Source organism: Flavobacterium sp. (assembly GCF_024710485.1).
In the GTDB taxonomy this organism is placed as follows: Bacteria; Bacteroidota; Bacteroidia; order Flavobacteriales; family Flavobacteriaceae; genus Flavobacterium.
The window spans coordinates 1-26,270 of sequence record NZ_JANJUQ010000037.1 but is presented as its reverse complement, the minus strand read 5'-3'; the positions used below and the strand labels follow the sequence as shown (position 1 = coordinate 26,270).

At 37.7% G+C, this 26,270-nt stretch carries 26 protein-coding genes; 6 read left to right on the top strand and 20 right to left on the bottom strand.

Annotated features, from left to right (window positions below; all coding sequences use genetic code 11):
• From Q0M21_RS09920 to Q0M21_RS09910, 3 genes are all read right to left on the bottom strand, one after another.
• The coding region (locus Q0M21_RS09920; RefSeq protein WP_367273723.1) for a HAMP domain-containing protein at positions 1 to 747 on the bottom strand (747 nt) is incomplete at its 3' end.
• A gap of 2 nt (positions 748 to 749) precedes the next feature.
• Positions 750 to 1,421, bottom strand: coding sequence for a response regulator transcription factor (locus Q0M21_RS09915; protein WP_295337681.1), 672 nt, complete (start codon positions 1,419 to 1,421; stop codon positions 750 to 752).
• Between the two features lie 90 nt (positions 1,422 to 1,511).
• Entirely contained in the window at positions 1,512 to 2,729 is a 1,218-nt protein-coding gene (locus Q0M21_RS09910; RefSeq protein WP_295337679.1) for a site-specific integrase, read from the bottom strand.
• Positions 2,730 to 2,834: 105 nt separating this feature from the next.
• Between Q0M21_RS09910 and Q0M21_RS09905 the strand changes: the two genes are divergently transcribed.
• Entirely contained in the window at positions 2,835 to 3,185 is a 351-nt protein-coding gene (locus Q0M21_RS09905) for a DUF2200 domain-containing protein (RefSeq protein WP_295337677.1), read from the top strand.
• 67 nt (positions 3,186 to 3,252) lie between these two features.
• On the opposite strand, the gene Q0M21_RS09900 is transcribed toward Q0M21_RS09905, so the two are convergent.
• From Q0M21_RS09900 to Q0M21_RS09885, 4 genes are read right to left on the bottom strand one after another with little or no spacing between them, the layout of a single operon-like run.
• On the bottom strand, positions 3,253 to 4,683 hold the full coding sequence (locus Q0M21_RS09900) for a DUF3570 domain-containing protein (protein ID WP_295337675.1): 1,431 nt from the start codon (positions 4,681 to 4,683) through the stop codon (positions 3,253 to 3,255).
• 9 nt (positions 4,684 to 4,692) lie between these two features.
• Positions 4,693 to 4,902 carry a DUF4266 domain-containing protein gene (locus Q0M21_RS09895; RefSeq protein ID WP_295337673.1) on the bottom strand — a complete coding sequence of 70 codons (210 nt, stop codon included), beginning with the start codon at positions 4,900 to 4,902 and terminating at the stop codon, positions 4,693 to 4,695.
• Positions 4,895 to 5,884 carry an FAD:protein FMN transferase gene (locus Q0M21_RS09890; protein ID WP_295337671.1) on the bottom strand — a complete coding sequence of 330 codons (990 nt, stop codon included), beginning with the start codon at positions 5,882 to 5,884 and terminating at the stop codon, positions 4,895 to 4,897. The genes Q0M21_RS09895 and Q0M21_RS09890 overlap by 8 nt, the downstream gene beginning before the upstream one ends.
• A 4-nt stretch (positions 5,885 to 5,888) precedes the next feature.
• A complete protein-coding gene (locus Q0M21_RS09885; protein ID WP_295337669.1) occupies positions 5,889 to 6,323 on the bottom strand; it encodes a thioredoxin family protein in 435 nt (144 codons plus the stop codon).
• A gap of 175 nt (positions 6,324 to 6,498) precedes the next feature.
• Between Q0M21_RS09885 and Q0M21_RS09880 the strand changes: the two genes are divergently transcribed.
• Complete coding sequence (locus tag Q0M21_RS09880) at positions 6,499 to 8,592, top strand: LTA synthase family protein (protein ID WP_295337666.1); 2,094 nt, start codon at positions 6,499 to 6,501, stop codon at positions 8,590 to 8,592.
• Positions 8,593 to 8,627: 35 nt separating this feature from the next.
• Here the strand turns inward: Q0M21_RS09880 and Q0M21_RS09875 are convergent, their stop codons facing one another.
• Positions 8,628 to 10,247: a hypothetical protein gene (locus tag Q0M21_RS09875; protein WP_295337665.1), complete on the bottom strand. Its 1,620-nt coding sequence runs from the start codon at positions 10,245 to 10,247 to the stop codon at positions 8,628 to 8,630.
• Between the two features lie 149 nt (positions 10,248 to 10,396).
• Between Q0M21_RS09875 and Q0M21_RS09870 the strand changes: the two genes are divergently transcribed.
• Complete coding sequence (locus tag Q0M21_RS09870; protein WP_295337663.1) at positions 10,397 to 11,122, top strand: YoaK family protein; 726 nt, start codon at positions 10,397 to 10,399, stop codon at positions 11,120 to 11,122.
• A 5-nt stretch (positions 11,123 to 11,127) separates the two neighbouring features.
• Positions 11,128 to 11,511, top strand: coding sequence for a DUF2809 domain-containing protein (locus tag Q0M21_RS09865; RefSeq protein WP_295337661.1), 384 nt, complete (start codon positions 11,128 to 11,130; stop codon positions 11,509 to 11,511).
• On the opposite strand, the gene Q0M21_RS09860 is transcribed toward Q0M21_RS09865, so the two are convergent.
• Together Q0M21_RS09860 and fabG are read right to left on the bottom strand one after the other, a co-directional pair.
• Positions 11,503 to 13,530, bottom strand: a complete 2,028-nt coding sequence (locus Q0M21_RS09860; protein WP_295337659.1) for a hypothetical protein — start codon at positions 13,528 to 13,530, stop codon at positions 11,503 to 11,505. The two genes, Q0M21_RS09865 and Q0M21_RS09860, sit on opposite strands and share 9 nt — an antisense overlap.
• 47 nt (positions 13,531 to 13,577) lie before the next feature.
• Positions 13,578 to 14,324: a 3-oxoacyl-[acyl-carrier-protein] reductase gene (gene fabG, locus Q0M21_RS09855; RefSeq protein ID WP_295337657.1), complete on the bottom strand. Its 747-nt coding sequence runs from the start codon at positions 14,322 to 14,324 to the stop codon at positions 13,578 to 13,580.
• A gap of 177 nt (positions 14,325 to 14,501) precedes the next feature.
• Between fabG and Q0M21_RS09850 the strand changes: the two genes are divergently transcribed.
• A complete protein-coding gene (locus Q0M21_RS09850; protein WP_295337656.1) occupies positions 14,502 to 15,686 on the top strand; it encodes a cytochrome c peroxidase in 1,185 nt (394 codons plus the stop codon).
• A gap of 67 nt (positions 15,687 to 15,753) precedes the next feature.
• Here Q0M21_RS09850 and sucD read toward each other — a convergent pair whose 3' ends face one another.
• The 9 genes from sucD to menD all read right to left on the bottom strand — a co-directional run bounded on the left by sucD (position 15,754) and on the right by menD (position 25,024).
• Positions 15,754 to 16,626 (bottom strand): succinate--CoA ligase subunit alpha, encoded by an 873-nt coding sequence (gene sucD, locus Q0M21_RS09845; RefSeq protein WP_295337654.1) that lies wholly within the window; start codon positions 16,624 to 16,626, stop codon positions 15,754 to 15,756.
• A 96-nt stretch (positions 16,627 to 16,722) separates the two neighbouring features.
• A complete protein-coding gene (locus Q0M21_RS09840) occupies positions 16,723 to 17,082 on the bottom strand; it encodes a nuclear transport factor 2 family protein (RefSeq protein ID WP_295337652.1) in 360 nt (119 codons plus the stop codon).
• A gap of 3 nt (positions 17,083 to 17,085) precedes the next feature.
• Positions 17,086 to 18,015, bottom strand: coding sequence for a UDP-3-O-(3-hydroxymyristoyl)glucosamine N-acyltransferase (locus Q0M21_RS09835; RefSeq protein WP_295337650.1), 930 nt, complete (start codon positions 18,013 to 18,015; stop codon positions 17,086 to 17,088).
• Between the two features lie 72 nt (positions 18,016 to 18,087).
• Complete coding sequence (efp, locus tag Q0M21_RS09830; protein WP_295337649.1) at positions 18,088 to 18,648, bottom strand: elongation factor P; 561 nt, start codon at positions 18,646 to 18,648, stop codon at positions 18,088 to 18,090.
• A 66-nt stretch (positions 18,649 to 18,714) separates the two neighbouring features.
• Positions 18,715 to 19,500, bottom strand: a complete 786-nt coding sequence (lpxA, locus tag Q0M21_RS09825; protein WP_295337647.1) for an acyl-ACP--UDP-N-acetylglucosamine O-acyltransferase — start codon at positions 19,498 to 19,500, stop codon at positions 18,715 to 18,717.
• Positions 19,501 to 19,510: 10 nt separating this feature from the next.
• Positions 19,511 to 20,899 carry a bifunctional UDP-3-O-[3-hydroxymyristoyl] N-acetylglucosamine deacetylase/3-hydroxyacyl-ACP dehydratase gene (locus tag Q0M21_RS09820; RefSeq protein ID WP_295337645.1) on the bottom strand — a complete coding sequence of 463 codons (1,389 nt, stop codon included), beginning with the start codon at positions 20,897 to 20,899 and terminating at the stop codon, positions 19,511 to 19,513.
• A 48-nt stretch (positions 20,900 to 20,947) separates the two neighbouring features.
• A complete protein-coding gene (gene lpxD, locus Q0M21_RS09815; RefSeq protein ID WP_295337642.1) occupies positions 20,948 to 21,973 on the bottom strand; it encodes a UDP-3-O-(3-hydroxymyristoyl)glucosamine N-acyltransferase in 1,026 nt (341 codons plus the stop codon).
• A gap of 123 nt (positions 21,974 to 22,096) precedes the next feature.
• On the bottom strand, positions 22,097 to 23,332 hold the full coding sequence (locus Q0M21_RS09810; protein WP_295337640.1) for an HD domain-containing protein: 1,236 nt from the start codon (positions 23,330 to 23,332) through the stop codon (positions 22,097 to 22,099).
• Positions 23,333 to 23,362: 30 nt separating this feature from the next.
• Positions 23,363 to 25,024 carry a 2-succinyl-5-enolpyruvyl-6-hydroxy-3-cyclohexene-1-carboxylic-acid synthase gene (gene menD / locus Q0M21_RS09805; protein WP_295337638.1) on the bottom strand — a complete coding sequence of 554 codons (1,662 nt, stop codon included), beginning with the start codon at positions 25,022 to 25,024 and terminating at the stop codon, positions 23,363 to 23,365.
• Between the two features lie 92 nt (positions 25,025 to 25,116).
• Between menD and Q0M21_RS09800 the strand changes: the two genes are divergently transcribed.
• Positions 25,117 to 25,614: a GNAT family N-acetyltransferase gene (locus tag Q0M21_RS09800; RefSeq protein WP_295337636.1), complete on the top strand. Its 498-nt coding sequence runs from the start codon at positions 25,117 to 25,119 to the stop codon at positions 25,612 to 25,614.
• A gap of 54 nt (positions 25,615 to 25,668) precedes the next feature.
• Here Q0M21_RS09800 and Q0M21_RS09795 read toward each other — a convergent pair whose 3' ends face one another.
• Positions 25,669 to 26,043 (bottom strand): hypothetical protein, encoded by a 375-nt coding sequence (locus tag Q0M21_RS09795; protein ID WP_295337634.1) that lies wholly within the window; start codon positions 26,041 to 26,043, stop codon positions 25,669 to 25,671.
• Between the last annotated feature and the right edge of the window lie 227 nt (positions 26,044 to 26,270).

The following is a 26,270-nucleotide window of genomic DNA, read 5'->3' as shown; positions in this document are numbered from 1 at the left end:
GTGCGAAGCGTCGGAAGTGAATTGTTTTTCTCTTTCAATGGCGTTCTCCACCCTATCCAATAAGTTATTGATGGTTTTAGATAAGATGAACAACTCGTCTCTGTTTTGTGGCAACGGAATACGCGATTTTAAATTATCTTTCGTAATCACATTAGAGGTTTCGATGATAGCGCTGATGGGCTTTATACTTTTTCCGGCTATAAAACGGGCAATGAGAAACAACACCAACAAAATCAGTGGATAAGCCAACAACATAATGTTAAATAAATTGTTGAGTACCATCACAGAATCTTCCAACGACATGGCTACAATTAAATAGCCGATGATTTTGGTTCCCTGATAAAGCGGCACCTGAATTTGACGAACGGAAATGTTCTCTAGTTTCGTATCAAACATTTCGTTTACCGGAGCATCGGGTTTAAATACCAATTGTTTTTGTTTCAAATTGGGCGACTTTTCTACCATCGTCCCCAATTCATCTACAAACTGAATAAAAGCCGGACTAACTTCTACTTTGTTAAACTGACTTAGCTTCCACTCTTCTTCTTCAATCAGGAGAACGCAGTTTTCAATAACTTCAATTTCCTTTAAGTGCTCGGCAACCTCAGTTTTAATTTCGTTGTTTACCCTAATATAAATACTGAATTTTACAATAGAGTAAATAGCAAAAAACACCACAAAAATCAGCAAGGCTGTGGTAATGATATAATTGGAAGCAATTCTGTTTTTAAACGAAAGTTGTTGCATAGTTACAATTCGTCGTCGGCAATATACCCTACGCCTCGGATAGTTTTAATATAATCTTCTTCTACTTTAAGATTTAATTTTTTACGGATGGCGTTCATAAACACATCAATCACGCCCGTGTCGTATTCAAAATGAATATCCCAAACATCCTGTATAATTTGTGCTCGGGAACAAACTTTTCCTTTGTTCTTCACCAAATAATGCAACAAATCAAATTCTTTCTGCGTAAACGAAACTTCTTTTTTGTTTACCGTTACCTGATGTTTTTGCAAATTAATCTCAATAGGGCCTAAAGTTAAGACTTCCTCTTCCGGTTGGTCGCGCAATTGCACCTTAATGCGTTCTACCAGTTCGTCAAAACTAAAAGGCTTTTTAATATAATCGTTGGCACCGGCTTTTAACCCTTCTACAGTTTCTTGAACCGTATCTTTGGCAGTCAAAAACAGTATAGGCACTTTCGTATTAGTTTGTCTAATGGCTTTACAGAGTTCCAATCCCGTCATTTTGGGCAACATCCAATCAAGCAACAGCAAATCAAACTTCCCGTTGTTAAAGGCTTCTAAACCGGCTTTACCATTGTTGGCAGCGGTAATTTGATAGCCTTCTTCTTCCAAGCCCTGCTTTAAAAACTGTACAATTCCTTCTTCGTCCTCAACAATTAAAAGATGTTTCATAAACGTTTCATTTTACACTAGCTAAAGTACTATTTTTTCTAACGCCTTGTAAATAGGCTTTGGGATTTAAGGGAAAATTAATTTGGGGCTTTAATAAATGTAATGCTCAACAGCTTTATCTAATTCTTCATTAATAATTTTTGCATAAATCTGTGTGGTACTAATGTCTTGATGATCCATTAATTTAGAAACGTGTTCTATTCTCATTCCGTTATTTAGTGCATTAGTGGCAAAACTATGGCGACTTAAATGAAACGACAGTGAAAATGGCAATTTCAAAGCTTTTCCCATACGATTGAGTTGAAAATTAGCATAATGATTTTCTTTAGAGGTTATATTGTAACGCGCTTCCTCACTAGTGTTGAACAGAACTTTATTGGTTATAATCGGAAAAATATAATCATCTTGATGAGCATCGGCTCTTAGGTATTTATTTAAAACATCTGTGGCTACCTTACCGATTTTAAATTGGTGTAATCTTCCGGTTTTACGAATTACTTTTTTAATTCTTTCTTCATCAGGATTATAATTTTTGTATTGTAATTCAATAACATCGCTAAATCTTAAACCTCCGGCATATATCGAGAAAAGAAATAAATCACGCCACAAATTGGCTCTTTTGGCTTGCTTCAAATCCAGTAGTGTTAAAGCCATAATCTGATCTTTAGTTAGGAAAAATCTTTTTTGAGTGTTCTTTCTGAATGTTAGTTTGTTAAAAGGATAGAGATTCTCCGGGATAATTTCTTCTTTGATTGCATCTTTGAAGATGATGGCTAAAATCATAACTGAATAACGTTGTGTAGTTGGTCCGTTCTTTAACTCGTTGCTCATAAAGGCCATGTAATTTTTCAGCAATGCAACCGAGATGTCATCAAAAAAAACATCTCTTCTTCCCAGATAAGCCTCAAATTTTCTAATGTTGACATCATAACTTTTGTAAGTACCAAATGATGCACTTCCTTTTATCTTACTGCAGTGAGCATAAGCATAGTCAAAAAAATTAGGGATTCTTTTTCCTTTTATAGCTTCTTTGAGTTTGCCTATTGAAACCATTTTGATTTTACGCTCTAAATCGGCAATTTGACCTTCTGCATCAGCTACTTTTTGAGATAGTAAAGCGTTTATCTTAGTGCTTTGAGGGTGCTTCCGTTTTACTTTTTGCTTTTTACTGTCCCATTCATCGTCTTTAAGCTTTACTCCTAAGCTTACATAACTGGTTCTTCTGTCTTTAGTAATGCGAATGTATAGCGGACTATGTCCGGATTGGTCAGTCTGAGTTTTTTTTAAAATTAATCTGATTAATGCCATAGCTTTTAAAATTTTGTTAGTTAAGAGTTGCAAAACAATGAAATTCTGTAAACCAACAGAAAGCAATATTTTTATACCTTTGAGATGTATAGATAATTCGCAATTATGAAAAACGAAAAAATATTCGCCATGCCTTTAGCCAGTGTGTATCCGCATTACATTAAAAAAGTAGAGTCCAAAGGCCGAACCCAACAAGAACTTGAAACAGTAATTCACTGGTTAACCGGCTACGATGCAGCCGCCTTACAAAAACAACTCGACAACAAAACCAGCTTCCAAGACTTCTTTGCCCAAGCACCACAACTCAATCCTAACGTTTCAAAAATAACCGGCGTCATTTGCGGCTACCGCGTCGAAGATATAGAAGATCCCTTAATGCAAAAAATTCGCTATCTCGACAAATTAATAGACGAACTAGCCAAAGGCAAAGCAATAGAAAAAATACTAAGAAAGTAAAAAAGCAACCCAATCGGATTGCTTTTTTTATTATACAAAATCGGTAAAACCTATCTTAACGCCCAACTCACCTATCCATCACAAACTTAAACGCCAACGAAACAATATCAGCACTCAAAGTATCACTACGGTCATAATGGTTATAACGGAAATCAATGTTTTTTAAACCAAACTTCCACACATGCGCTTTAGTAAAAATATCTACATAAGACGCTCCAATACCGTATTGGTTAGAACTAAAAGTAGACAAATCATAATCAGACGTATAATATTTTTCAGTAGAAACGTGCGTTTCAAACGGCGCAAAATATTTAGACTCAGTTTGAGTGTAATAACGATACATAGGATATACTGTAAACTGATCGTTCAACTTAATAGGCACTTCAATATTTGCCGTATGTGCCATTATACCCCAATTGTCTGTATAGTAACGGTAATACGTACGCAACTTAAAAGTTTCATTAATATAATAATTCAACCTCAATCCTATCGGTAATTTAAATCGCGATTTAGGCAAGCGTTCAATATCATCCGCCAATCGGTACACACCCACGTTCTCGGCAGTTTCATAAACCGGTATGTATTGCGTTTGTCCAATATAGTAATTGGCTTTGTCGGCAAAATAAATACGATGGTACGGTGTAGACAACAACCCTTGTTGCTGCAACACATCAAAAAACAGCGAAGCTTGTAACTTTTTAGTTAAGATTTGCGAAAACGAAAACGATAACGAATACGAATTTCGGTTAACCGACTGAATGTCTTTAAACTGCGATGGCAAATAGGCATTCGAAGCCACTCCGTTTTGATCGTAAACCGTCACGCCGCTAAAATAACCGTTGTTTAAGAACGAGCTGCCGTATTGATCAAATTGGTGTAATTCCGTCGGCAAAATTGGTCGCCATTGATCTAAATACACATTCCCTTTAAGACTTATTTCCGTATTTTTTTGGTTGAATAATTTGGCTACACCACCTCCAAAACCAATGGAAGTATAATCGTATTCATTAGAAAAAGCCACATCGGCGTTCCAAATAAAATTCCTATCATCAGAACTATGACTGTAATTAATAACCACACTCGTCAAAGCATCTTGAGCCGAAGCACCAGAGGAGGCTAACCAAGGCGTTCCATAAGGTGCAGCGCCCGCACGATCATCGTCGTCGTCATCCCCTCCCGAGGCACCACTACTGTTAAACGGATTAATGTTACTGGACGAGGCAGACGTATAGGCAGAAAGTCCGGCATCAATCGTTAATATAGCATCAGCACTCATAGGAATGCTTACAACAATATTGCTGGCCAAATCGGTTAACTTTTCCGAACCCATACCTCCGGATACCGAAGAGTGAACGCCATCCTGCTTGTAATAACTTATTAAAAAGTCTACTTCAGTGGCTTCTAACACTCTCTTTTTAAAGGTAGCAGTACTGTCTTTGGTTTGTGCAAAGGAACGGTAGCCGCCCAATAAGGCTAATATAACTAGGTACTTTTTCATTGTAATCTTTTAATTGCATCCACATCCTCCACCGGTTTTTCCACCGTTGGCTCCGGCTGCCGCTTCACGATACACCTGGAAAGTAACTTCGTAGCGTTCGGCGGTCTTGGCAGATAATTTCATTTCGGTATCGTTAATATACTCTTTCTCGTATTCCTTAACAGCCGTGCACGAAGTCAAGCTTAAAAGTACAAGGCCTACCATCAGTATTCTATTCATGTTGAAAATTTTTAATGTCTATATTTTTCGAAGTCAATATTTTACCGTCTTCATCTACCATAATACAACCTATCCCCGGAAGCTGGTTCACTAAATCCATTCCTACTTCTTTACCCAGTACAAAAACACCGGTGGCTAAAGCATCAGCTAACTCAGTAGTTTTGGCAAAAACACTAACGCTAATCAAGCCCGTGGCAGGATAACCGGTTCGCGTATCAATAATGTGTGAGTAGCGTTTCCCGTTAAAGGTTACATATTTTTCGTAGCTTCCCGAGGTTTCCACCGCAGTGTCTTCTAGCGGAAAAGTGGCAAAAATTTTGTCTTTGTTCATTGGGTTTTTAATTCCCACTTTCCATTGTTCGCCGTTAGGTTGTTTACCCCAAGTGCTTATATCTCCTGATACATTAACCAATCCGGCCACACATCCTTTAGACAGCAACAACGCTTTAATTTTATCGGCTATATAGCCCTGACCAATACCGCCCATACCCAGTTTCATGCCTTCCAGTTTTAGAAATACGGTTTGGTTTTGATTATCGACTATAATATTTTGATAACCAACCTTCGCTACCGAATTTTTAATGGCTTCTGCCGATGGCATTGCTCTCATACTGCCGTCAAACTTCCATATTCTGTCCATAGAAGCATAGCTAATATCAAATGCACCATCAGTTAGTTTTGATATTTTGATCGAACGTTCAATTAAATCAATAAGTTCCTGCGGGACTTTAACCGGTTTGATGCCGGCGTTTTTATTAATTTCAGATAGCGGTGTGGTAGGAATCCAATCCGAGATTAGATTTTCAATTCGTTTTACTTCAGCTACAGCCATGTCTTCATATGTATTGGCTTGCAAAGAATCTTGGGCCACTACTGTAATTTCAAACGGACTTCCCAACAAACTCAACTTTCGCTTGTGAATAATTTGAGCATTGGTAAACAAACCCGATAAGAAAACTAAAGAATAAAATAATGATTTCATGGTGTTACTGAAGTAAAGCTTGTAGCTCGGCTACGTATTTAGCGGCATTCTGGTTTTCATATCCTTTTTTGGCCAGCACTTTGCCTTTGGCATCCAACACAACAACTAAGGGAAAATAACCCTCCTGATTGTATTTTTCGGCCAAGGCTTTATTAGCCGTTTGAAGTGCTTCGGGTAAAGCATTGGCTTTCTTTTTAGGAAAATCGGCGCGAAGCAATACTAACTTCTCGGTGGCAAACGCTTTAAATTCTTCCGATTGCCAAACATTTTTGTCTAACTTGATACAAGGAGCGCACCAATCCGAACCCGAAAAGACTAAAACAATCGGTTTGTTTTGTTCGGCAGCAGTGGCTTTAGCATTGTTTATATCCGTAGTCCAGTTTTGCGCCAAACCCAGAGAGGACAAGAACAAAAAGACAATGGTGATGGTATTTTTCATGTTGATATTTTTACCTAAAACATTTAATAAATAGCGTACCCTACCCATTGTAAAATTATTATTTAAACACTTTGTTTTAACGAGGTTTTTTATTTCTTAATAAAATCTTAATTTTAATAAAAATGATGTAGGGTATGATACTTCCAATTTGTTTTAAGTCGGTTAATGCTATTATATGAAATACTTTAAAAAACACTCGCCTTTTATTCATCTATTGGTTTTGTTTTTGGCTATCAACGTCGTTTTAAGAACCGTTTTACTTTTTCATCCCATCACTCAATCAAACTTCGAAATTACAGCAGTGGTCAAGATTTATCTTTTGGGAGCCTTGTCTGATTTCCTTATTTACATCATTGGTATTGCCTTCTTGTGGTTATACCTATTGTTTCTATCCGATAAAAAATACACAGCACCAACAGGGTATATTGTTTTCGGGATATGGGTGCTACTCTTGCTGTATGTTACTTTTTTCAATACTATTCTAGATGAGTACGGAGGTTCGTTGCCCGAAATAGGAATTGCTTTTATAGCCATTAAAACCCTTTGTTTCGGACTGTTATTGTTTTTACCGAATTACAGAAAGCAAATCCGATTAGGATTATATGCCTTTACCGTTTTTCTTTTTGTATTGATTATGGTGCAAAACGCCGTGAGTGAGTTTTTCTTCTGGAACGAATTTGGCGTACGTTATAATTTTATTGCAGTAGATTATTTGGTTTACACCAATACTGTAATCGGAAATATTATAGAATCTTATCCCGTAGTACCGCTGTTTTTTGTCATAGGCGTTGTTACGGTAAGTCTTACTTATTGGATTGTAAAAACAAGTAAACCTTTTCTAACTGCACTACCTTCCCTAACTGATAAAATTAAAGCATCGGGGGTTTATATCCTATTGTTCATCATCGCCATAATGGCCATTCCCGGTTTAGCCAAACAAGCCAATAGTAACAACCTCTTTGCTAACGAATTACAAGCCAATGGCATTTACAAATTTGTAGTTGCCTTTGAAAGCAGCGAACTAGATTATGCCACTTACTATCAAACATTACCCGAAGACAAGGCCTTTACTATTATAAACAGAGAAATCAAAGGAACTAGCGGATACAGCACGTTAAGAACCATTAAAGCCGATAGTTCCGAAATCAGGAAAAATGTAGTTTTAATAACGGTAGAGAGTTTAAGCGGCGACTTTATGACAGAATACGGCAATGAAAAACACATTACACCTTTCTTAGATTCACTGGCTGAAAAGAGTTTGCAGTTCACCAACTTATATGCCGTTGGAAACAGAACCGTCAGAGGTTTGGAAGCCGTGACGTTGTGTTTGCCGCCAAGCGCTGCCGAAAGTGTAGTAAAACGCAACGACAATAAAAACAAGTTCTCGACCGGCGCTGTTTTTAAAGAAAAGGGATATGCTGTAAAATATTTTTACGGAGGCGATGCTTTTTTTGACAACATGGAAGATTTCTTCGGAGGTAATAAGTATGACATTATTGACAAAAAATCGTTTAAGCCCGAAGAAATTACCTTTCAAAACATTTGGGGTGTTTGCGATGAAGACATGTACCGCAAAGCCATACAGGAAATGAATAATGAAGCCGGCCAAAACAAGCCTTTCTTTAATCATATCATGACGGTTAGTAACCACCGTCCGTTTACTTATCCCGAAGGTAAAATTGATATTCCCGCCACGGCCAAGTCAAGAAACGGCGGCGTAAAATATACTGATTACTCCTTAAAGCAATTCTTTGCCATGGCGCAAAAGCAATCTTGGTTTCAGAATACCGTTTTTGTAATCGTAGCCGATCATTGTGCTTCAAGTTCCGGTAAAACCGAATTACCACTGGAAAAATACCGCATTCCGGCTTTGGTGTATGCTCCGGGCTTTGTAAAACCGACGCACGTTACTACCTTAATGTCACAAATCGACTTACTGCCTACAGTAATGGGTTTGCTTAACTTCTCATATAACAGTAAGTTTTATGGTCAAGATGTTTTCCATCCAAATTACAAACCTCGTGCCTTTGTGGCAACTTACCAAGATTTAGGCTTCATCAAAGATAATGTCCTTACCGTTATTTCTCCGGTAAAGCAAGTCAAACAATACCAATTGGTTCAGGAAAAGAAAATGGGATTAAAACCCGAATTCGAAATCCATTACAAAGAAAAACCGATGCAAAATTTAAACACAGCTTTAGTAGAAGAAACTATTGCTTATTATCAAACCGTAGCGCAGTTGTTAAAAACCAAAAAGCTCAACCGGTAGCTAAAAAAAAGTCTCTCAAAATGAGAGACTTTTTTTTACTTACATGCTTCCAATGCTTCGGCAAAAGAAAGTATGCTTTCGAGATTATTTTTAAATTCTTTTTTATCGACTCTCTCAAGTAATGACGGACATCCTTTGGCCATTTCTTCAAATCGTTTTTTGGTTCCCAACATCCAACCGGCAGAGGCATTTGATTTTCCTTCGGATTCATTGGCCATTTTCAAAATTATTTCCCCGTTGAAGTATTGGTAAACACTAATTTTATTACCTGTAAACATTTCTTTTACAAACTTTTTACTGGCAGAAGCCATAGTCATTCCGCCATTGTCAACCGATACTCGGAACGAAACTGTGGCATACTCTTCACCATTGCTCAAAATCAAACGAGATACTTCATTAGCTTTGAAATTTCGTTCAGAGAACTTACCTTGAAAATCTTTCACAGTAACCGTAACGGCTTCACTTAAATTCATAGCTCTGCTTTTGTGCATGTATCCGGCAATAGTATCTTTTTTGATGGTTAGCATGTAAGCTAAGATATAATTTTGATCGGTTTCAATGCTGTACGGTGTATTAGTAACTGGTACGCTTGTAGTATTTCCGGAATACGTAGGCTGCTTTTCTTCGAATATAAAGTTTTTGGTATCAACAGTAAAGTGACGATTGGTTATTTGATTGGCTTTAAAAAGCGTTGACAACTCATTATTGGCTTTCAACATTGTTTCACCATCCGATTTATCGTAATCATTGGCAATTAATTTTTGACAATATTCATTTGATTTAGCGGGATTGTCTAACAAATAATAAATTTTAGCTAAGTTAAAATAAGCACTATATCTTATTTTTCGGTGTGCTTTTTCATCTTCACTGTATTTAGAGGGCAATGATTCAAAATAGACAATGGCATCTTTTATTTCTGTAGCAATATCAGTAGTCGGCTCAGCAAAATTCATTCTGTCAAAAGCATTTTTTACAGTCAAATAGGCATTATATTCTGCTAATTGTTCCGGATGTTTTTTGTTAGCTAAAATCCACAATTTATCAGTGCCGGTTTTTACCGGATAACCAAACTCGTCGTTCAACTCAGCATTTAATGTATTAACCACTTCTGTAGTGAAATTGTTCCTAATTAAATTGTAAATACCGTATTGAAAGCTTTCGGCTTGAGAATAACTCTCGTATTCCTGGCTTTTGGCACTTCGTTGAGCCGTAAAATTAATGACTTTATTCACTTTACCGTCGCTGCTCACTACTTTAGCATTTCCGTCTTGAGTATATGAATAGACAACTGTGTAATAGTATTTATTGGTTACTCTTCCGTTTTTGTCTTTAGAAGAGCTTACTCTATTGGTAATATCTTTTTTAGTAATAGCGGGATTTTGTAATACCACTTCAACGCTTAAATACCCGTTCTTTTCTTTTTTCTCAAAACCACTAATGGTTACTTGATTTTCTATAAAATATTTAGGCTTGTTGTACTGCAAATTGCGATCGATATTGGTTACAAAAGAATATGTTCTGTTCTTTTTGTCAGCTATAGGCTTCGTCGGGAGGTTGACATAAGAATAACTAATGTCAAAAGGATCTAAATCAGTTGATTGAGCAAATACAGTCAAGCCGAAAAACAAAAAGATTACATGTAGTAGTTTTTTCATGATGTTAGGTTATTTTTTGCCAAATATAGACGAATTAAGTCTATGGTCTACTGTTTGTTTAACGGAATTTGAACTCTTTTAATAATGTTTTGAAGAAAAAATAAAACAAGTGATTTCTATAGCATGAGAATAATCCTTACTTTTATTCTATGTTTAGACACCAAGGAAAATCCCGAACTTTTTTGCACAACCTGCGTTTGGCTGCTTTGTTATCCTTGGTGGCCGGAATAGTCAATATTACCGGAGTTTTATCTTTAAAAACACTAACCACTAATGTTACCGGTCACTTTGCTTACTTTGCCGAAGAAATCATGCGTAAAGATTACGCTATTGCTGTAACATTTTTGGTATTTACGCTTTGTTTTTTGCTGGGATCTTTTATTGCCAATACAGTGGTTGAAATAGTATTGCAAAAACAACCCCGATTGGCTCATGTAGTGCCCATTGCATTGGAAATACTTATTTTAGTTAGTGTAGCCTTGTTTTTCGGTAACAGCGACATTTACACCTGGCACGGAAAAGCCGAAGCCTTTTTACTGCTTTTTGCCATGGGTATGCAAAATTCATTGGTGACCAAAGTATCGCAATCTACCGTTAGAACCACTCATTTAACTGGTTTGTTCACCGATTTAGGCATTGAACTATCGCAGTTATTTTTCTATAAAAAACCGGAACAGCAAACCAAGTTAAAAAGTAACATTTACCTTCGACTGTCTATTATTTCATTCTTCTTTATTGGTTGTGTGTTGGGCGGATTTGCTTATGGGTATCTTAAGATTAAAACCTTATTAATAGCTTCAATGGTATTGGTTATTGCCCTGTTTTACGATTATCTTCGTTTAAAGTTTTTTATCATTACCCGAAAAACGCATTGAGTTTCATGCTGCATTTTAACCGAACTTACTTTTTGCTCACAGTACTGTTATTTCTCATTGAAGTAAGCATCGCTCTATTTGTCAATGACAATTTCATTCGCCCTTATTTTGGCGATGTTTTAGTGGTAATACTCATTTACTGTTTTCTGAAATCCTTTTTCAAATGGTCGGTACTCAACACTTGTATCGCAGTACTGTTGTTTGCCTTTAGCGTTGAAACGTTGCAGTATTTCACAATAGTTGAAAAATTACAATTGCAGGACAATGGTTTAGCTAAAACCGTTATCGGAACTTCCTTTGCTTGGGAAGATATTTTAGCGTATTCAGTAGGAACAGCAATGGTAATTGTAGCAGAAAAGCTTTTGCATAAACCGAAATCCTTACAATAAACCGTTGTACTTTCTAACAAACCATTCTGCCGCGAGCGATATAGCCAATAAAACCAACAACCAAATCCAATCCACCAAAGGCGATTTTTGAGTAATAGTTTTTTGAACGGCTTTGTAGCTTTCGTCTTCAATTAGCTGTTGTATTAAAGCCTCAGCCTGATTGGCCAAATACGCTTTGCCTTGGGTTTGTGTGGCCAACTGATTGAGCTTGTTCCAATCTGGATTAACAAATTGCTTTTCAATATCAAAATCTAACACTTCAAAACCACCGGAGTAAACCGAATTGGAATTGAGTTCTTTTACGGTAAACTGGTAATTCCCGGCGGCTAATCCATCCAAATTCACCTGAAAAGCATTGGAAGTTTTCAGCAAATCGTAATTTTTAACCTGCTTGGTTTTCGTATTGGTTACGGCTATGGTCAATCTTGCTTTTTCGTCTAACTCGTAGTTTTTATTGAAATATTGTGCCGTAATTTCAATGGCTTCTCCTGAGTTGTAAAAGCGTTCATGATTCACCACTAAAGATTTACGAGCATTGTTAGAAGCCAAAAACTGTATGGTTTTATCTAAGAAGATGTCAAAATCGATAAAATCTTTTTTATCTAAATAATAGTCAGCGCGCCATTTCCAAAGGTTTTCCCCGAACAAATAAGCAGCGCGTTTGCCTTGCTCTTCACTGAAAGTCAGCAAAGGTTGGTTGGTTGGAATATTTCTGATAGAGGAAGACAACAAGACATTTGTATTGCCATTGGCCGTGATAGCACCAAACGGATTTTCCAACGGCGGAAATTGCTCAAAACCGATATTGTCGAGCGCAAACAAATTAAACTGAGACTCGAATGAAGCCAAATAGTCTTCTTTTTGTGAACTCATTTTAAAGGAAAACTGCGATTGATTTTGATTCAGAAAATTAAAATCGGTATCGTTTCCGGTAATGGTCCAAGTATTTATTTTGGCATTGGCATTCTTCTCGTAAACCGATTTGAAAGCCACGGTTGGTTGGTACAAAACCAAAATATTGTAATTATCTAAACTATTGATTTGATTTGGTTTAAGAATAGTTACCTTTCGTTGTGCATTAGTTTCGATACTTCGTTTGATAGCACCCAAATCCGGATGAACCATATCGGCTATTAAAGCGATTTCCGTTTTTTGATCAATGACTTCAACGGCAAAATTTTTGGTGTTGTTGTAACTGTTTTTTTCTTGTTCTTTAGAAGATATTGTGGCTTTTAAAATTTGAAGTCCTACGCTATTCGCTGGCAACAAAACATTCAGTGTAGCCGATTTTTTAGAAGGTGAAAAAGCAACAGTTTGTTCGTTCAAAACCGAATTGCCTTGGGTAATTTTAAAAGTCGCATTGATGCTTTTGGTTCCTGCATAATTCAGAAATACTTCAACCGGATATTTGTTTTTGTGAAAGGCGTATTTGTTAACGTTCAGCTGGGCGACTTTCAAATCCATGTAAGTTGTGGTATCACCCACTACTAAAGGAAAAACTTTATTAATCGGATTAAAACCGAATACGTAATCTTCACCCGAAGTTTGGTTACCGTCGGAAATTAAAACCGTGGGAAACGTTTGGTTTTTGTAGATATTTTTCAGGTTTTTGGCTACTACATCAATATTCGATTGTTTGCCTTTGAAATCAATGGTGTCCACCGGTAAAAAATCTTCATCGAACTGGTATGCCTGTACTTCAAACTTCTCATTCAAAGCAGCATTTTCTTTAAGCTGTTCAAACAACTCCAACGCTTGTTTATCTGATTTCAAATTGGCCATAGAAGCCGAATTGTCAATTACAATAGGCAAAGGCGTTTTCAGCGTTTCTATAGTTTTCCGACTTATAATCGGATTAATCAGCAAAAGCAGTAATCCAAAAACCGAAAAGAAACGCAAAAAAGCCAAAAGCAAAGTCATTTTTGATCGGCTTTTGGCTTTGTATAAGTATTGGTAAAATGATACAGCAAACGCTATTCCCAATGAAAGCAATATCAGTAAAATAGTGTTTGTCGTCATTTAAGTATCTCGATTAGAATCCCTAATTCGTAATTCGTAATTGCTAATTAAGTAAGCATTCCTCCGCAAACATTTAATACTTGCCCGGAAACATAAGCACTCATATCTGAAGCGAAGAACAAACAAGCATTGGCCACGTCTTCAGGTGTTCCGCCACGTTTCAACGGAATAGAATCTCTCCAACCTTGTACTACATCGTCATTTAATTTAGCAGTCATTTCCGTTTCAATGAATCCAGGAGCAATAGCGTTGCAACGAATATTTCTCGATCCTAATTCTAAAGCTACCGATTTGGTAAATCCAATCATACCGGCTTTTGATGCAGCGTAGTTAGCTTGACCGGCATTTCCTTTCACTCCTACTACAGAACTCATATTTACGATAGAACCTTTGCGGTTTTTAAGCATGATTTTTTGAACGGCTTTGGTCATGTTAAAAACCGACTTTAAGTTGATTTCAATTACTTTATCAAAATCTTCTTCACTCATACGCATTAAAAGGTTGTCTTTAGTGATTCCGGCGTTGTTAATCAACACGTCAACATTGCCAAAATCAACCATTACATTATCCACTAATTGTTGGGCTTCGTTAAAATCGGCGGCATTCGATTTGTATCCTTTGGCTTTGATTCCTAAAGCTGATAATTCGTTTTCCAATGCCATAGCGCTTTCGGCTGAAGAACTGTAGGTAAAAGCTACGTTAGCACCGTGTTGGGCAAAAACTTTAGCAATTCCGCTTCCGATTCCTCTGCTGGCTCCGGTAATGATGGCTACTTTTCCTTCTAATAATTTCATAGTATAATAATTAGTTTGTTTTTCCGAAGCAATAAGCATTTGTACTACTCCGGTTATCTTTAATCAATCGTCAAATATAGGAATAATTTACAGCTTGAAAAAAAAGATACCTTTACATTTAAACCTTTTTAACTTTACAATGTCATAGCAACTGACTAACCAACCTATAACCATTTTATGTACAAAAAATTAAGTACTCTGTTTCTCGTTGCTCTCTCCTATTCTTGTGGGAGCGATGATAGTTCCAACTACATCGAAATTGATCCTTACGCCGCGATTACAGCAACTTTTGGCGGCGCTATTAATCCGGAAAATTTATACAACTACGCCAATCAAAGTATTCCGAGTTACATTACCAAAGACAACAGTGCTGGTAATTTCATTACCAACAAAGGTGCCACTTTGGGAAGGGTTTTGTTTTATGACAAAAATCTTTCTTCAAACAATACCATTTCATGTTCGAGTTGTCACCAACAAACCAATGCTTTCGGCGATACTAATATGGCCAGTATCGGAGTAAACGGGACAACAGGAAGGCATTCAATGCGACTGATTAATACTCGATTTGCTAATGAATCCAGATTCTTTTGGAACGAACGCGCGGTAAATTTAGAAACGCAAACCACGATGCCGATAAAAGATCACGGAGAAATGGGGTTCAGCGGAACCAACGGCGACCAAGACTTTGGTGACTTGATTGACAAATTAAGTGCTATTGGTTACTACAAAGAATTATTCAAGTTCGTCTATGGCTCGGAAGAAATTACCGAAAGTAAAATTCAGTTGGCTTTAGCGCAGTTTATCAGAAGCATACAGTCATTCGACAGTAAGTATGACTTCGGAAGAGCGCAAGTGGGCAACGAAGGACAGCCTTTCCCTAATTTTACACCACAAGAAAACCAAGGAAAAAATTTATTTTTGTCGCCACCGGTTTTTGATGCAACCGGAAACCGAACTGCCGGTGGTTTGGGTTGTGCGGGATGTCATGCGGCACCGGAATTTGATATTAATCCGCTATCCGGTAATAATGGAATCATAGGCACCATAAATGGTAATGGTATAGACATTACCAATACCCGAGCACCATCATTACGCGATTTGGTCAAACCTGACGGAACGCCAAACGGTCCAATGATGCATACCGGCGTGATTACTACTTTGCAAGCAGCCATAGGACATTACGGCACCATCAATCTTGCACCCGGCAATACTAACTTAGATGTAAAATTAAGACCAAATGGTTTTGGACAGCAATTGCATTTAACCGCACAGGAAGTCAATGCCGTGATTGCCTTTCTCAGAACTCTATCCGGGACAAATGTTTATACGGATGTAAAATGGTCGAATCCGTTTCCTAATTAATTTGCGCATAGCTGTTAAAATAAAAGCCTCGATTTCTCGAGGCTTTTTATATATAAATGGAAATTAATTATCCCATTACTTCTTTTACTTTTTTGCCAATTTCCGCAGGAGAATCTACCACGTGAATTCCACATTCTCTCATAATGCGTTTTTTGGCTTCAGCGGTATCGTCAGAACCACCAACAATGGCTCCGGCATGTCCCATAGTTCTTCCTTTAGGAGCAGTTTCACCGGCAATAAAACCTACAACCGGCTTACGGTTACCATCGGCTTTAATCCATTTAGCAGCATCGGCTTCTAACTGACCACCGATTTCACCGATCATGATAATACATTCTGTTTCCGGATCGTTCATCAACAATTCTACAGCTTCTTTGGTAGTAGTTCCAATGATCGGATCTCCACCGATTCCGATAGCTGTGGTAATTCCCATACCTTGCTTTACTACTTGGTCAGCCGCTTCATAAGTTAAAGTACCCGATTTAGATACAATACCCACATTTCCTTTTTTAAACACAAAGCCCGGCATGATTCCGACTTTAGCTTCCTCAGGAGTGATTACTCCCGGACAGTTAGGACCAACCAAACGACAATCTTTTCCTTTGACAAAGTTGTATGCTTTAATCATATCTGCTACCGGAATACCTTCAGTAATAGCAATGATTACTTTAATTCCGGCATCGGCAGCTTCCATAATAGCATCAGCAGCAAAGGCCGGCGGTACAAAAATGATAGAAGTATCAGCACCGGCTTGGTCAACGGCATCCTTAACCGTATTAAAAACCGGACGGTCTAAGTGCATGGTGCCTCCTTTACCCGGTGTAACACCACCAACTACATTGGTTCCGTATTCAATCATTTGAGAAGCGTGAAAAGTTCCTTCACTTCCGGTAAAACCTTGAACTATTATTTTTGAATTTTTATTGACTAAAACGCTCATGTTTGTGTTTGTTTATTTGTATTTAATTTAAGTGTAGCAAAAGTATGAAATTGTATTCAGTGTTTGGTACTCGAAGGTTAGTTTTTTGTAAAATTACTATAGCTGACTCATTTGGTAGCCACGGTATAACTGTCCGTCTTTGACTTCCCAAATAACCATAAAATGGGCTAAAAGCATTTCTTCTCTGGGATTTTCAATAGTTTTTACATAATGAGAATACCGAACGCTAACTGTATTACCATCGGAGAGAATATGAGAAATTCTGGTTTTAGAACGCACATAGGCTTTTGACAATTCCTGACTCAAATCGATAATCTGTTCTTTGTTGAGTTTTAAGAAGCCTTTAGAACTATGCCATTCCAAAACTACTTCGGGATGCAGCAGGTTGTTAACGGTTTCCGATTCCAATAAAACATCGGATTTGTAAAAATTTTGAACGATAGTTTTAGCGCTCATAACTTATTTCAATTTGTTTAAAATATCAGGGATACGTTTTACGTTGGCCAACTGTTTTAATTTTTCGCGCGATTCTTCTATCGGAGTACCGAAATAGCTTTTCCCGCCTTCGATAGACTTGGTTACCCCGGTTTGTCCTAACACCACCGCTTTGGCTCCTATAGTGATACCGCTTGTAGTACCAACTTGTCCCCAAAGCGTAACTTCATCCTCAATAACCACACATCCGGCTATTCCGGTTTGAGAGGCAATCAGACATTTTTTTCCAATAACAGTATCATGGCCAACATGAACTTGATTATCGATTTTGGTTCCGGCTCCGATAGTAGTATCACCGGTAACACCTTTATCTATTGTACAAAGTGCACCAATCCCGACATTATCTTCTATCACTACTCTTCCGCCTGACAATAACTGGTCAAATCCTTCAGGACGTTTTTTATAATAAAAAGCATCCGCTCCTAGAACGGTACCGGAGTGAATAATTACGTTATCGCCTATGACAGTGTTGTCGTAAATAATAACATTGGCATGCAGTAAACAGTTTTTACCGATACTAACGTTGTTTCCTATAAAACAATTAGGCTGAACCACCGTTCCCTCACCTATTTGGGCTGTCGCTGAAATGCTGACATTGGTCGTTACAAAAGGGCGAAAATGCTTAGTTAGCACATTAAAATCTCGGAAAGGATCGTCGGAAATTAATAACGCCTTTCCTTCAGGACAATCTACTTCTTTATTAATTAAAACAATAGTAGCGGCCGATTGCAAGGCCTTATCGTAATATTTAGGATGGTCAACAAAAACAATATCACCGGGTTCTACCACGTGAATTTCGTTCATGCCATGAACCGCAAAATCATCGGCTCCCACATAGGCACAACCGATGATATTCGCAATTTCTTTGAGAGAATGTATTCTTGGGAATTTCATAATTTAGTTTACAGTCTCAGTCTCAGTGCTCAGAATCACAAAATGTGACTGTACACTGCGACTGGAAACTTTTTATACTCTTTCCATGTATTTACCTGTAGCCGTATCAATTTTGATTTTGTCACCTTCATTGATGAATAAAGGCACATTTACAGCAGCTCCGGTTTCTACTTTGGCAGGCTTAGTGGCATTGGTAGCGGTATTTCCTTTTACGCCGGGTTCGGTGTAAGTTACTTCCAAAATAATAGAAGCCGGCATATCAACAGACAACGGCATATCTGTTTCAGTGTTAATTTGAACCATTACATTAGTTCCTTCTTTTAATAAATCCGGAGCATCCAAAACGTCTCTGTTTAAAGTGATTTGCTCGTATGATTCCGTATTCATGAAATGGAAATCATTGCCCTCAGAATATAAAAATTGGAAAGTGTGGGTTTCTACACGAACTACATCAATTTTGTGTCCTGCTGAAAAAGTATTATCTAATACTTTTCCGTTAGTTAAGCTTTTTAATTTGGTTCTGACAAAAGCCGGACCTTTACCCGGTTTTACGTGCAAAAACTCGATAATTTTATAAATATCGTGGTTGAACTTAATGCATAATCCGTTTCTAATATCTGCTGTAGATGCCATTGTAATTTATTTTTTTGTGTTTATTGTTTATTGTTTTTGGTTTCTGTATTGCTGAACTTTATGTTTTTAATAAGAACCTGTATATCCTTTCATGATACCTCGGGACGAGTTTCTGATAAAATCTAAAATCTCATCGCGCTCCGGTGTAGCTTCCATCTCTGCTTCAATAATCGCCATAGCTTGTGAAGTATTGTAATTTTTTTGGTATAAAATTCTATAGATATCTTGAATTTCTCTGATCTTATCAGAAGTGAATCCGCGACGTCTCAAGCCTACTGAATTGATGCCGACATATGATAACGGTTCTTTAGCTGCTTTAGTGTAAGGAGGAACGTCTTTACGAACCAATGAACCACCAGAAATCATGGCGTGATCTCCAATATGGATAAATTGATGAATGGCAGCCAAACCTCCGATGATAGCATAATTTCCAACTGTTACGTGTCCGGCCAAAGCTACTCCGTTTACAATGATAGCATTATCACCAATATGACAATCATGCGCAATGTGAGCAGTTGCCATTACCAAACAGTTTTTACCGATTACGGTTTGACCTGATGCTATAGTGCCGCGATTGATGGTAACGCATTCACGAATGGTAGAATTATCGCCAATAATGGCCAAGGAATCTTCTCCACCGAATTTCAAATCCTGCGGAACAGCGGCAATCACAGCACCCGGAAAAATATTGCAGTTTTTACCGATACGCGCGCCTTCCATAATGGTCACATTAGAACCTATCCAAGTTCCTTCTCCGATAACTACATTATTGTGTATGGTTGTAAATGGTTCTATAACGACATTCTTCGCGATTTTCGCTCCGGGATGTACATAAGCTAATGGTTGGTTCATAAATAACTATTTAATTTTTTTTGGCAATTTGCGCCATTAATTCAGCTTCAGCTACTAGTTTTCCGTTGGCATAGGCGTTGGCTTGCATATGACAAATACCTCTTCTGATTGGAGAAATTAAATCACACTTAAACACCAAGGTGTCGCCCGGTAAGACTTTATGTTTAAATTTTACGTTGTCGATTTTCATGAAATACGTCAGGTAGTTTTCCGGATCCGGAACCGAACTTAAAATCAAGATTCCTCCGGTCTGTGCCATCGCTTCAACAATCAAAACGCCCGGCATTACAGGAGCACCCGGAAAATGCCCTACGAAGAAGTCTTCGTTCATTGTCACGTTTTTCAAACCAACCACATGATTGTCTGACATTTCCAAAATCTTATCAACCAATAAAAATGGCGGACGGTGTGGCAACATGGCCATAATTTTATTCACATCCATCAATGGTTCTTTGTGTAAGTCGTAAACCGGAATTTGATTGCGCTGTTCTATCTTAATGATTTTTGATAATTTCTTGGCAAACTGAGTGTTTACGTAATGTCCGGGTTTATTGGCAATTACTTTTCCTTTAATACGAGTACCGATTAAAGCCAAATCACCAATAACATCTAACAATTTATGACGTGCTGCTTCATTAGGATAATGCAACGTTAAATTGTCTAAAATCCCGTTAGGCTTTACCGAAATCTCTTCTTTTCCGAAAGCAACCTTTAAGTTGTTCATGGTTTTTTCGGAGATTTCTTTATCAACATAAACAATAGCATTGTTTAAGTCTCCACCTTTAATTAAACCATTGTCCAATAATGTTTCCAATTCGTGCAAGAAACTGAACGTTCTGGCATCGGATATTTCCGTTTTAAAATCGGCTATATTCTTTAATGTAGCGTTTTGAGTTCCTAAAACTTTTGTCCCGAAGTCGACCATAGTAGTCACTTGGTAATCCTCGGCAGGCATCACTAAGATTTCACTTCCGGTAGTCTCATCTACAAACGAAATAACTTCTTTAACCACATAGTAATTTCTTTCAGCGTCTTGTTCTACCACTCCAGCCTTTTCAATGGCTTCAACAAAGAACTTAGAGGAACCATCCATAATTGGCGGTTCTGATTCGTTCAATTCTATAATCACATTATCAACATCACAGCCTACAAAGGCTGCTAAAACGTGCTCTGAAGTTTGTATTTTAACGCCTAACTTTTCTAGGTTTGTTCCTCTTTGGGTGTTCACTACATAATTAGCATCCGCCTCGATAATCGGACTGCCTTCTAAATCAACTCTTACAAAAGTATAACCGTTATTCACCGGCGCCGGTTTGAACGTCATTTTTACTTCTTTCCCGGTGTGTAAACCAACTCCGGTAAGAGAAACTTCGTTTTGGATGGTCTTTTGTTTAACCATTGTTATGCGTATTTAAGTTTAGTTATTAAAATCGTGGTCTTTATATGACTACGCTTTGGGCTTATTTTTCTTTAATTCTTCTAACTCAGCTACGATTTTCGGCAAGTTTCTGAAATGAACATATGACTTGTTCCAATCGCTGTAATTGAAAGAAGGAGATCCTTGTAAAGTTTCGCCATCCGGAATATTCCTTCCAATACCAGATTGTGCCTGGACTCTAACATTATTTCCGATAGTCAAATGTCCGGCTATGCCAACCTGACCGCCAATCATACAGTTTTTACCTATTTTAGTTGAACCTGCTACACCGGTTTGAGCGGCAATTACAGTGTTCTCACCAATTTCCACATTGTGTGCAATCTGAATTTGGTTGTCGAGCTTTACGCCTTTTCTGATGACAGTTGAACCTAAGGTTGCTCTATCGATAGTAGTGCAAGAACCAACTTCCACATTGTCTTCCAAAATTACATTACCAATTTGAGGCACTTTGTTGTAGGTGCCGTCTTCTTGTGGCGCAAATCCAAAACCGTCTGAACCGATGATGGTTCCCGAGTGGATTACACAGTTACTCCCAATTACGGATTCCGAATAAATCCGCACGCCGGCAAAGAAAATACAATCGTCACCTATAGTTACGTTGTCGCCTATGAATGAATTCGGGTAAATCTTCACATTTTTACCAATTACTACATTTTTACCAATGTAACAAAAACTTCCCAGGTAAAGATTTTCGCCGTAAGTAACATTATCAGAAATCACAGAAGGTTGCTCGATACCTGATTTCATTAACTTTACTTGGTTGTAGTATTCCAATAATTTTGAAAACGACTGGTAAGCATCTTCCACTTTAATCAACGTGGTTTTTAATTCACTCTCCGGTTCAAAAGTCGAGTTTACTATGGTAATGGTGGCGTTTGTCGAATAGATATAATTGAGATATTTAGGATTGGCCAAAAACGTCAATGAACCTTCTGTTCCTTCTTCAATTTTAGATAATTTGAATACCTCGGCGTTGGGATTTCCCACCACTTCGCCTTCTAAAATTCCTGCTATTTGAGCTGCTGTAAACTTCATCTAGTGTTAGTTATTAGAAATGAACTTAAGATGAAAGTCACTATAGTCATTTTTTGGTAATTGCATCAAAAGAGTATTAGCTGGTTTCATTGCCACAAAAGTATAAAAAAAACATTTTTAATGTTAAATTTCCGAAAGTTGTTTTGGGTAGCAAATAAAATACTTGGTCACCGGTTTCGACAAGGCTTTCAAATTCAACTGATCGGAAGCTTCCACTACATCTTCTATGGTTCGGTCTTTTTTCAGAATCCGAATAGGTTCGGCATCCTTGCTGTAAGCCTGATTCTTGATTTTTCCTTTAAAAATAAAATACTTAGTGTCCTGCAAACTCAAGTTATGCTTTTTCGCAAAGGCAGCCGACATTTCCTGTAGTACTTCCACTGGAAATTTTTCGCTGTTGAGTTTGACTTTAGATAAGTCGCGATTGATGATCATTTTACTCAAACTGCTCAAAATAAAATCGTCGTGGTATTGCCAATTTTTTAAAGCACTAATAATATCAAAATCATCTAATTGCGCAAAAGTATCTAAATCGATAGTAGAGAAATTTTCAAGAGTAACTTTGTGCTCCATAAAGTATTTTAGCGGACCACTGCACTCGATGGCTGTTCCTTTTTGAAGCAACTCTTTGGCTCTTTGTAAAGTTTTGGTCAAGGTCAATTCGGCCACCAAACTCGTCTTATGCAAATAAGCTTGCCAATACATTAATCGGCGCGCCATTAGGAATTTTTCAATCGAATAAATGCCTTTTTCTTCCATCACCAAAACATCATCCACTACATTCATCATTTGGATTAAGCGATCAGAATTGATATTGCCTTCGGCTACGCCCGAATAAAAACTATCGCGTTTCAAATAATCCATGCGATCCATGTCGAGCTGACTCGAAATCAATTGCAACATAAACTTGCGATGGTATTCGCCTTTAAAAACCTGGATAGCCAAGCTCAATTGTCCGTTAAACTCTTTATTCAATTGATTCATAAATAAGAGTGAAATCGCTTCGTGGTTGACTTCTTCTACGATGCTGTGTTCCATGGCATGGGAAAACGGACCGTGACCGATATCGTGCAAAAGAATGGCAATGTAAAGTGCATTTTCTTCTTCTTTAGAGATAGTAACGCCTTTAAAACGAAGTACTTCTACTGCCTGTTGCATCATATGCATGGCACCAAGTGCGTGATGGAAACGTGTATGATGCGCTCCCGGATAGACTAAGTACGACAATCCCATTTGGGAAATACGTCGCAATCGCTGGAAATAAGGATGTTGCACTAAATCGTAGACCAACGAATTCGGAATGGTAATAAATCCGTAAATCGGGTCGTTGAATATTTTTAATTTATTGGTTTGACTCACAGTAAAATCGATTTTGGTAAAGATATAAATTTACACCAAAGCTTTGAAATAGTCCAATAACAGTTTGTTGTTGTCGCGCGTAGGTGTAAAAACTTCCAATATGGCAGGTTGGTCGTTGTTTTCAAACAATTGTTTCAAACCGGCTTTTAAAGTGGTTTCATCCGCAGCAGTCAAATAGTTAAAACGATACATTTTGGCCAAATGCTCAGCGGTTAAACAATGAGAAGTTTCGAAGTAAGTATGGAAGGTTTCGTTTTCTTGATGACCGGGTAAGATTCTGAAAATGCCACCACCACCGTTATTGATTAGAATGATTTTGAAATGCTTCGGTATATAATTGTTCCAAAGCGCATTGCTATCGTACAGGAAACTCACATCACCGGTTATCAATGTCGTTTGTTTTTTACTCGCTACAGCAGCGCCGATCGCGGTTGAAGTACTGCCATCAATACCACTTGTTCCGCGATTGCAGAATACTTCTATTGACGGATCGATGTCAAACAATTGTGCATAGCGAATAGCAGAACTGTTGCTGACTTGCAACTGTGTATTCCCGGGCAGAGCGGCTAAAATATTTTCAAACGCCTTTAAATCTGAGAACGGAACTTTGGCCAAATAGTCTTTGTGCTTGTTCTTCCTTTGTTCTTGAATGGCTTTAAAGAAAGCTCTGTAATTGCTCTCAACCGGTTTTACATGTGGTAAAAACTGCTTGAAAAACTGATTGGGAGCAACTGTAAAATGTTTGGTCAAAATACCGAATGTATCGTAAGCTCTTAATTCATCAATGTGCCAATGGTGGCGTGGTTTGTATTTTCTTAAAAATGCTTTGATTCTCTTAGACACTATCATACCGCCAAACGTAATCAATACACGCGGCTGTAATTCAGCAAACTCTTTTTCAGTAAACGGCGTAATCAGTGTGTCGATATTGTTGATAAAATCCTGATGGTGCAAATTCGACGTCGTTTCGGTCAATACTACTACGGAAGGATGTGAAGCCAATTCGTCTATCCATTCTTGGTCGATTGTATGCGGCTTACACTCGCCTACTAACACTAGTATTTTATGACTGAAATTCCACAAAGTTGAAAACGCAATGATATCTTCTACTCTAACCGTTGGCTCCGATTTAAAAAGTCCGGTTACGTTAACATCAACAGATAATTTTTTGGTGGTTTGATACAAAGGTTCTTCAAAAGGCACATTAATATGTACCGGACCTTTGTGTGCAATGGCCACATTGATGGCTTCATTAATAAAAACATCATTTTCTTCTGAAGCGTCTTCTAATAAATTGGCGTTGTAAAGCGAATGATTTAGGAAAACATTTTCCTGGCGAATGGTTTGTCCGTCACCTATATCAATTTTATCATGCGGTCTGTCGGCAGAGATTACCACAAACGGAATCTGACTGTAAAAAGCTTCTGCCAAAGCCGGATAATAATTGAGTAAGGCAGATCCCGAAGTACAAACCACAGCAACCGGCTTTTGCTTTTGTTGGGCAATACCCAGCGCAAAAAAACCGGCGCAACGCTCGTCGGCTATACTATAACAAGTAAAATCAGGCTGATTGGTAAAACCAATGGTTAGCGGCGCATTTCTGGAACCGGGAGAAATTATAATATCGTGAACTCCTTTGGCTTTACAAATTTCTATGATGCTTTGTGCCAAAGGTATTTTAGGATAAAGCATTGTCTTTTTTTATGTCTTACAAATGTACAAACTTGTGTAGGTTTTTCAACACTTTAAGATAGTTTTATTACTTTTGAAGACACTTTAATGTCATGGAAATCAAAATCAGACCTTACCAAATTGAAGATTGTCAGGCCATCGTTGACATCATCAATTACAACATACTTCATTCGACAGCTTTATACGATTATCACCCGAGAACATTAGCGCAACAACAAGCCATTTTTCAGGAAAAAATCGACAAAGGATTTCCGGTTATTGTGGCTGAACAAGCCGAAAAAGTGGTTGGTTTTGGATATTACAGTGAGTTTCGATTTCGTGAGGCTTACAAGTTTACTGTAGAACATTCGGTTTATGTAGCCCAAGATTGTCACGGAAAAGGCATTGGTAAATTACTGATGCAAGCGCTAATCGACTTAGCCAAAAAACAAAAATTACACACGATGATTGCCGTAATCGATTCGGAAAACCAAAGCAGCGTGGCTTTTCACGAGCAATTCGGATTCAGAACAGTTGGTCTTTTAAAAGAAACCGGATTTAAATTCGACCGTTGGTTGCATTCGCAACTAATGCAATTGCTTTTGGAATAAAAAAATAAAGACCAATGTTTCCATCAGTCTTTACCAAATATTCAGGGGTATTTGTTAGGCTAATTCAATGCCATTCTCTTCCAAAATAGCGAGCAGATAACTGCTTTGGCTCGGGTCGTATTTTTCTACTCCACTTTGATACCATTTTTGGATGACATCAATTTGAAATGAATTGTAACCATCCGAATCGATATCCATACCTAACATTCCGGCCAACAAAAAATCTTCTAACACTTTGTTGGTTACTATTAGTTGCGGTATGCCGTAGGCGATTTTCCCATTCATCCGTTCATAATCAGCTCTACCTTGTTCGAAACCAAAACAGTAGGCTTCATTTTTGTTTTCCAACATTTTAAGGTGTGGATTTAAACCGCTAGAGTAACCTTCGATGTAGTCTTCTCTATATATTGGATTAAATATGTTTTTCATAAAATTATCATTGTGGTATTTGATATTCATTTCAAAACTAAGAAGTAATGTTAAGCTAACATTTTAAAATCGTTAAACGGAAAAAAAAATCTTTAAATCACGCGGCACGTGAAGTTTGTCGATGTTTTTTAAGCAAAAACCCGATGAATTTCTCCATCGGGTTTCTTTGTATTAAAAGTGCTATCTAGTTATTTTCCGTTAATCCATGACACAATTGCATCATCAGT

Excerpts from the sequence above, each read along its gene's own strand:
- Q0M21_RS09840 (WP_295337652.1), bottom strand. The coding sequence starts at position 17,082 with ATGAGCGCTAAAACTATCGTTCAAAATTTTTACAAATCCGATGTTTTA.
- Q0M21_RS09875 (WP_295337665.1), bottom strand. The coding sequence starts at position 10,247 with ATGAAAAAACTACTACATGTAATCTTTTTGTTTTTCGGCTTGACTGTA.
- efp (WP_295337649.1), bottom strand. The coding sequence starts at position 18,648 with ATGGCATCTACAGCAGATATTAGAAACGGATTATGCATTAAGTTCAAC.
- menD (WP_295337638.1), bottom strand. The coding sequence starts at position 25,024 with ATGCTTTATCCTAAAATACCTTTGGCACAAAGCATCATAGAAATTTGT.
- Q0M21_RS09915 (WP_295337681.1), bottom strand. The coding sequence starts at position 1,421 with ATGAAACATCTTTTAATTGTTGAGGACGAAGAAGGAATTGTACAGTTT.
- Q0M21_RS09870 (WP_295337663.1), top strand. The coding sequence starts at position 10,397 with ATGTTTAGACACCAAGGAAAATCCCGAACTTTTTTGCACAACCTGCGT.
- lpxA (WP_295337647.1), bottom strand. The coding sequence starts at position 19,500 with ATGAACCAACCATTAGCTTATGTACATCCCGGAGCGAAAATCGCGAAG.
- Q0M21_RS09800 (WP_295337636.1), top strand. The coding sequence starts at position 25,117 with ATGGAAATCAAAATCAGACCTTACCAAATTGAAGATTGTCAGGCCATC.
- Q0M21_RS09895 (WP_295337673.1), bottom strand. The coding sequence starts at position 4,902 with ATGAATAGAATACTGATGGTAGGCCTTGTACTTTTAAGCTTGACTTCG.
- Q0M21_RS09835 (WP_295337650.1), bottom strand. The coding sequence starts at position 18,015 with ATGAAATTCCCAAGAATACATTCTCTCAAAGAAATTGCGAATATCATC.
- Q0M21_RS09820 (WP_295337645.1), bottom strand. The coding sequence starts at position 20,899 with ATGGTTAAACAAAAGACCATCCAAAACGAAGTTTCTCTTACCGGAGTT.
- sucD (WP_295337654.1), bottom strand. The coding sequence starts at position 16,626 with ATGAGCGTTTTAGTCAATAAAAATTCAAAAATAATAGTTCAAGGTTTT.
- fabG (WP_295337657.1), bottom strand. The coding sequence starts at position 14,324 with ATGAAATTATTAGAAGGAAAAGTAGCCATCATTACCGGAGCCAGCAGA.
- Q0M21_RS09910 (WP_295337679.1), bottom strand. The coding sequence starts at position 2,729 with ATGGCATTAATCAGATTAATTTTAAAAAAAACTCAGACTGACCAATCC.
- lpxD (WP_295337642.1), bottom strand. The coding sequence starts at position 21,973 with ATGAAGTTTACAGCAGCTCAAATAGCAGGAATTTTAGAAGGCGAAGTG.
- Q0M21_RS09865 (WP_295337661.1), top strand. The coding sequence starts at position 11,128 with ATGCTGCATTTTAACCGAACTTACTTTTTGCTCACAGTACTGTTATTT.
- Q0M21_RS09890 (WP_295337671.1), bottom strand. The coding sequence starts at position 5,884 with ATGAAATCATTATTTTATTCTTTAGTTTTCTTATCGGGTTTGTTTACC.
- Q0M21_RS09850 (WP_295337656.1), top strand. The coding sequence starts at position 14,502 with ATGTACAAAAAATTAAGTACTCTGTTTCTCGTTGCTCTCTCCTATTCT.
- Q0M21_RS09880 (WP_295337666.1), top strand. The coding sequence starts at position 6,499 with ATGAAATACTTTAAAAAACACTCGCCTTTTATTCATCTATTGGTTTTG.
- Q0M21_RS09905 (WP_295337677.1), top strand. The coding sequence starts at position 2,835 with ATGAAAAACGAAAAAATATTCGCCATGCCTTTAGCCAGTGTGTATCCG.
- Q0M21_RS09860 (WP_295337659.1), bottom strand. The coding sequence starts at position 13,530 with ATGACGACAAACACTATTTTACTGATATTGCTTTCATTGGGAATAGCG.
- Q0M21_RS09795 (WP_295337634.1), bottom strand. The coding sequence starts at position 26,043 with ATGAAAAACATATTTAATCCAATATATAGAGAAGACTACATCGAAGGT.
- Q0M21_RS09900 (WP_295337675.1), bottom strand. The coding sequence starts at position 4,683 with ATGAAAAAGTACCTAGTTATATTAGCCTTATTGGGCGGCTACCGTTCC.
- Q0M21_RS09885 (WP_295337669.1), bottom strand. The coding sequence starts at position 6,323 with ATGAAAAATACCATCACCATTGTCTTTTTGTTCTTGTCCTCTCTGGGT.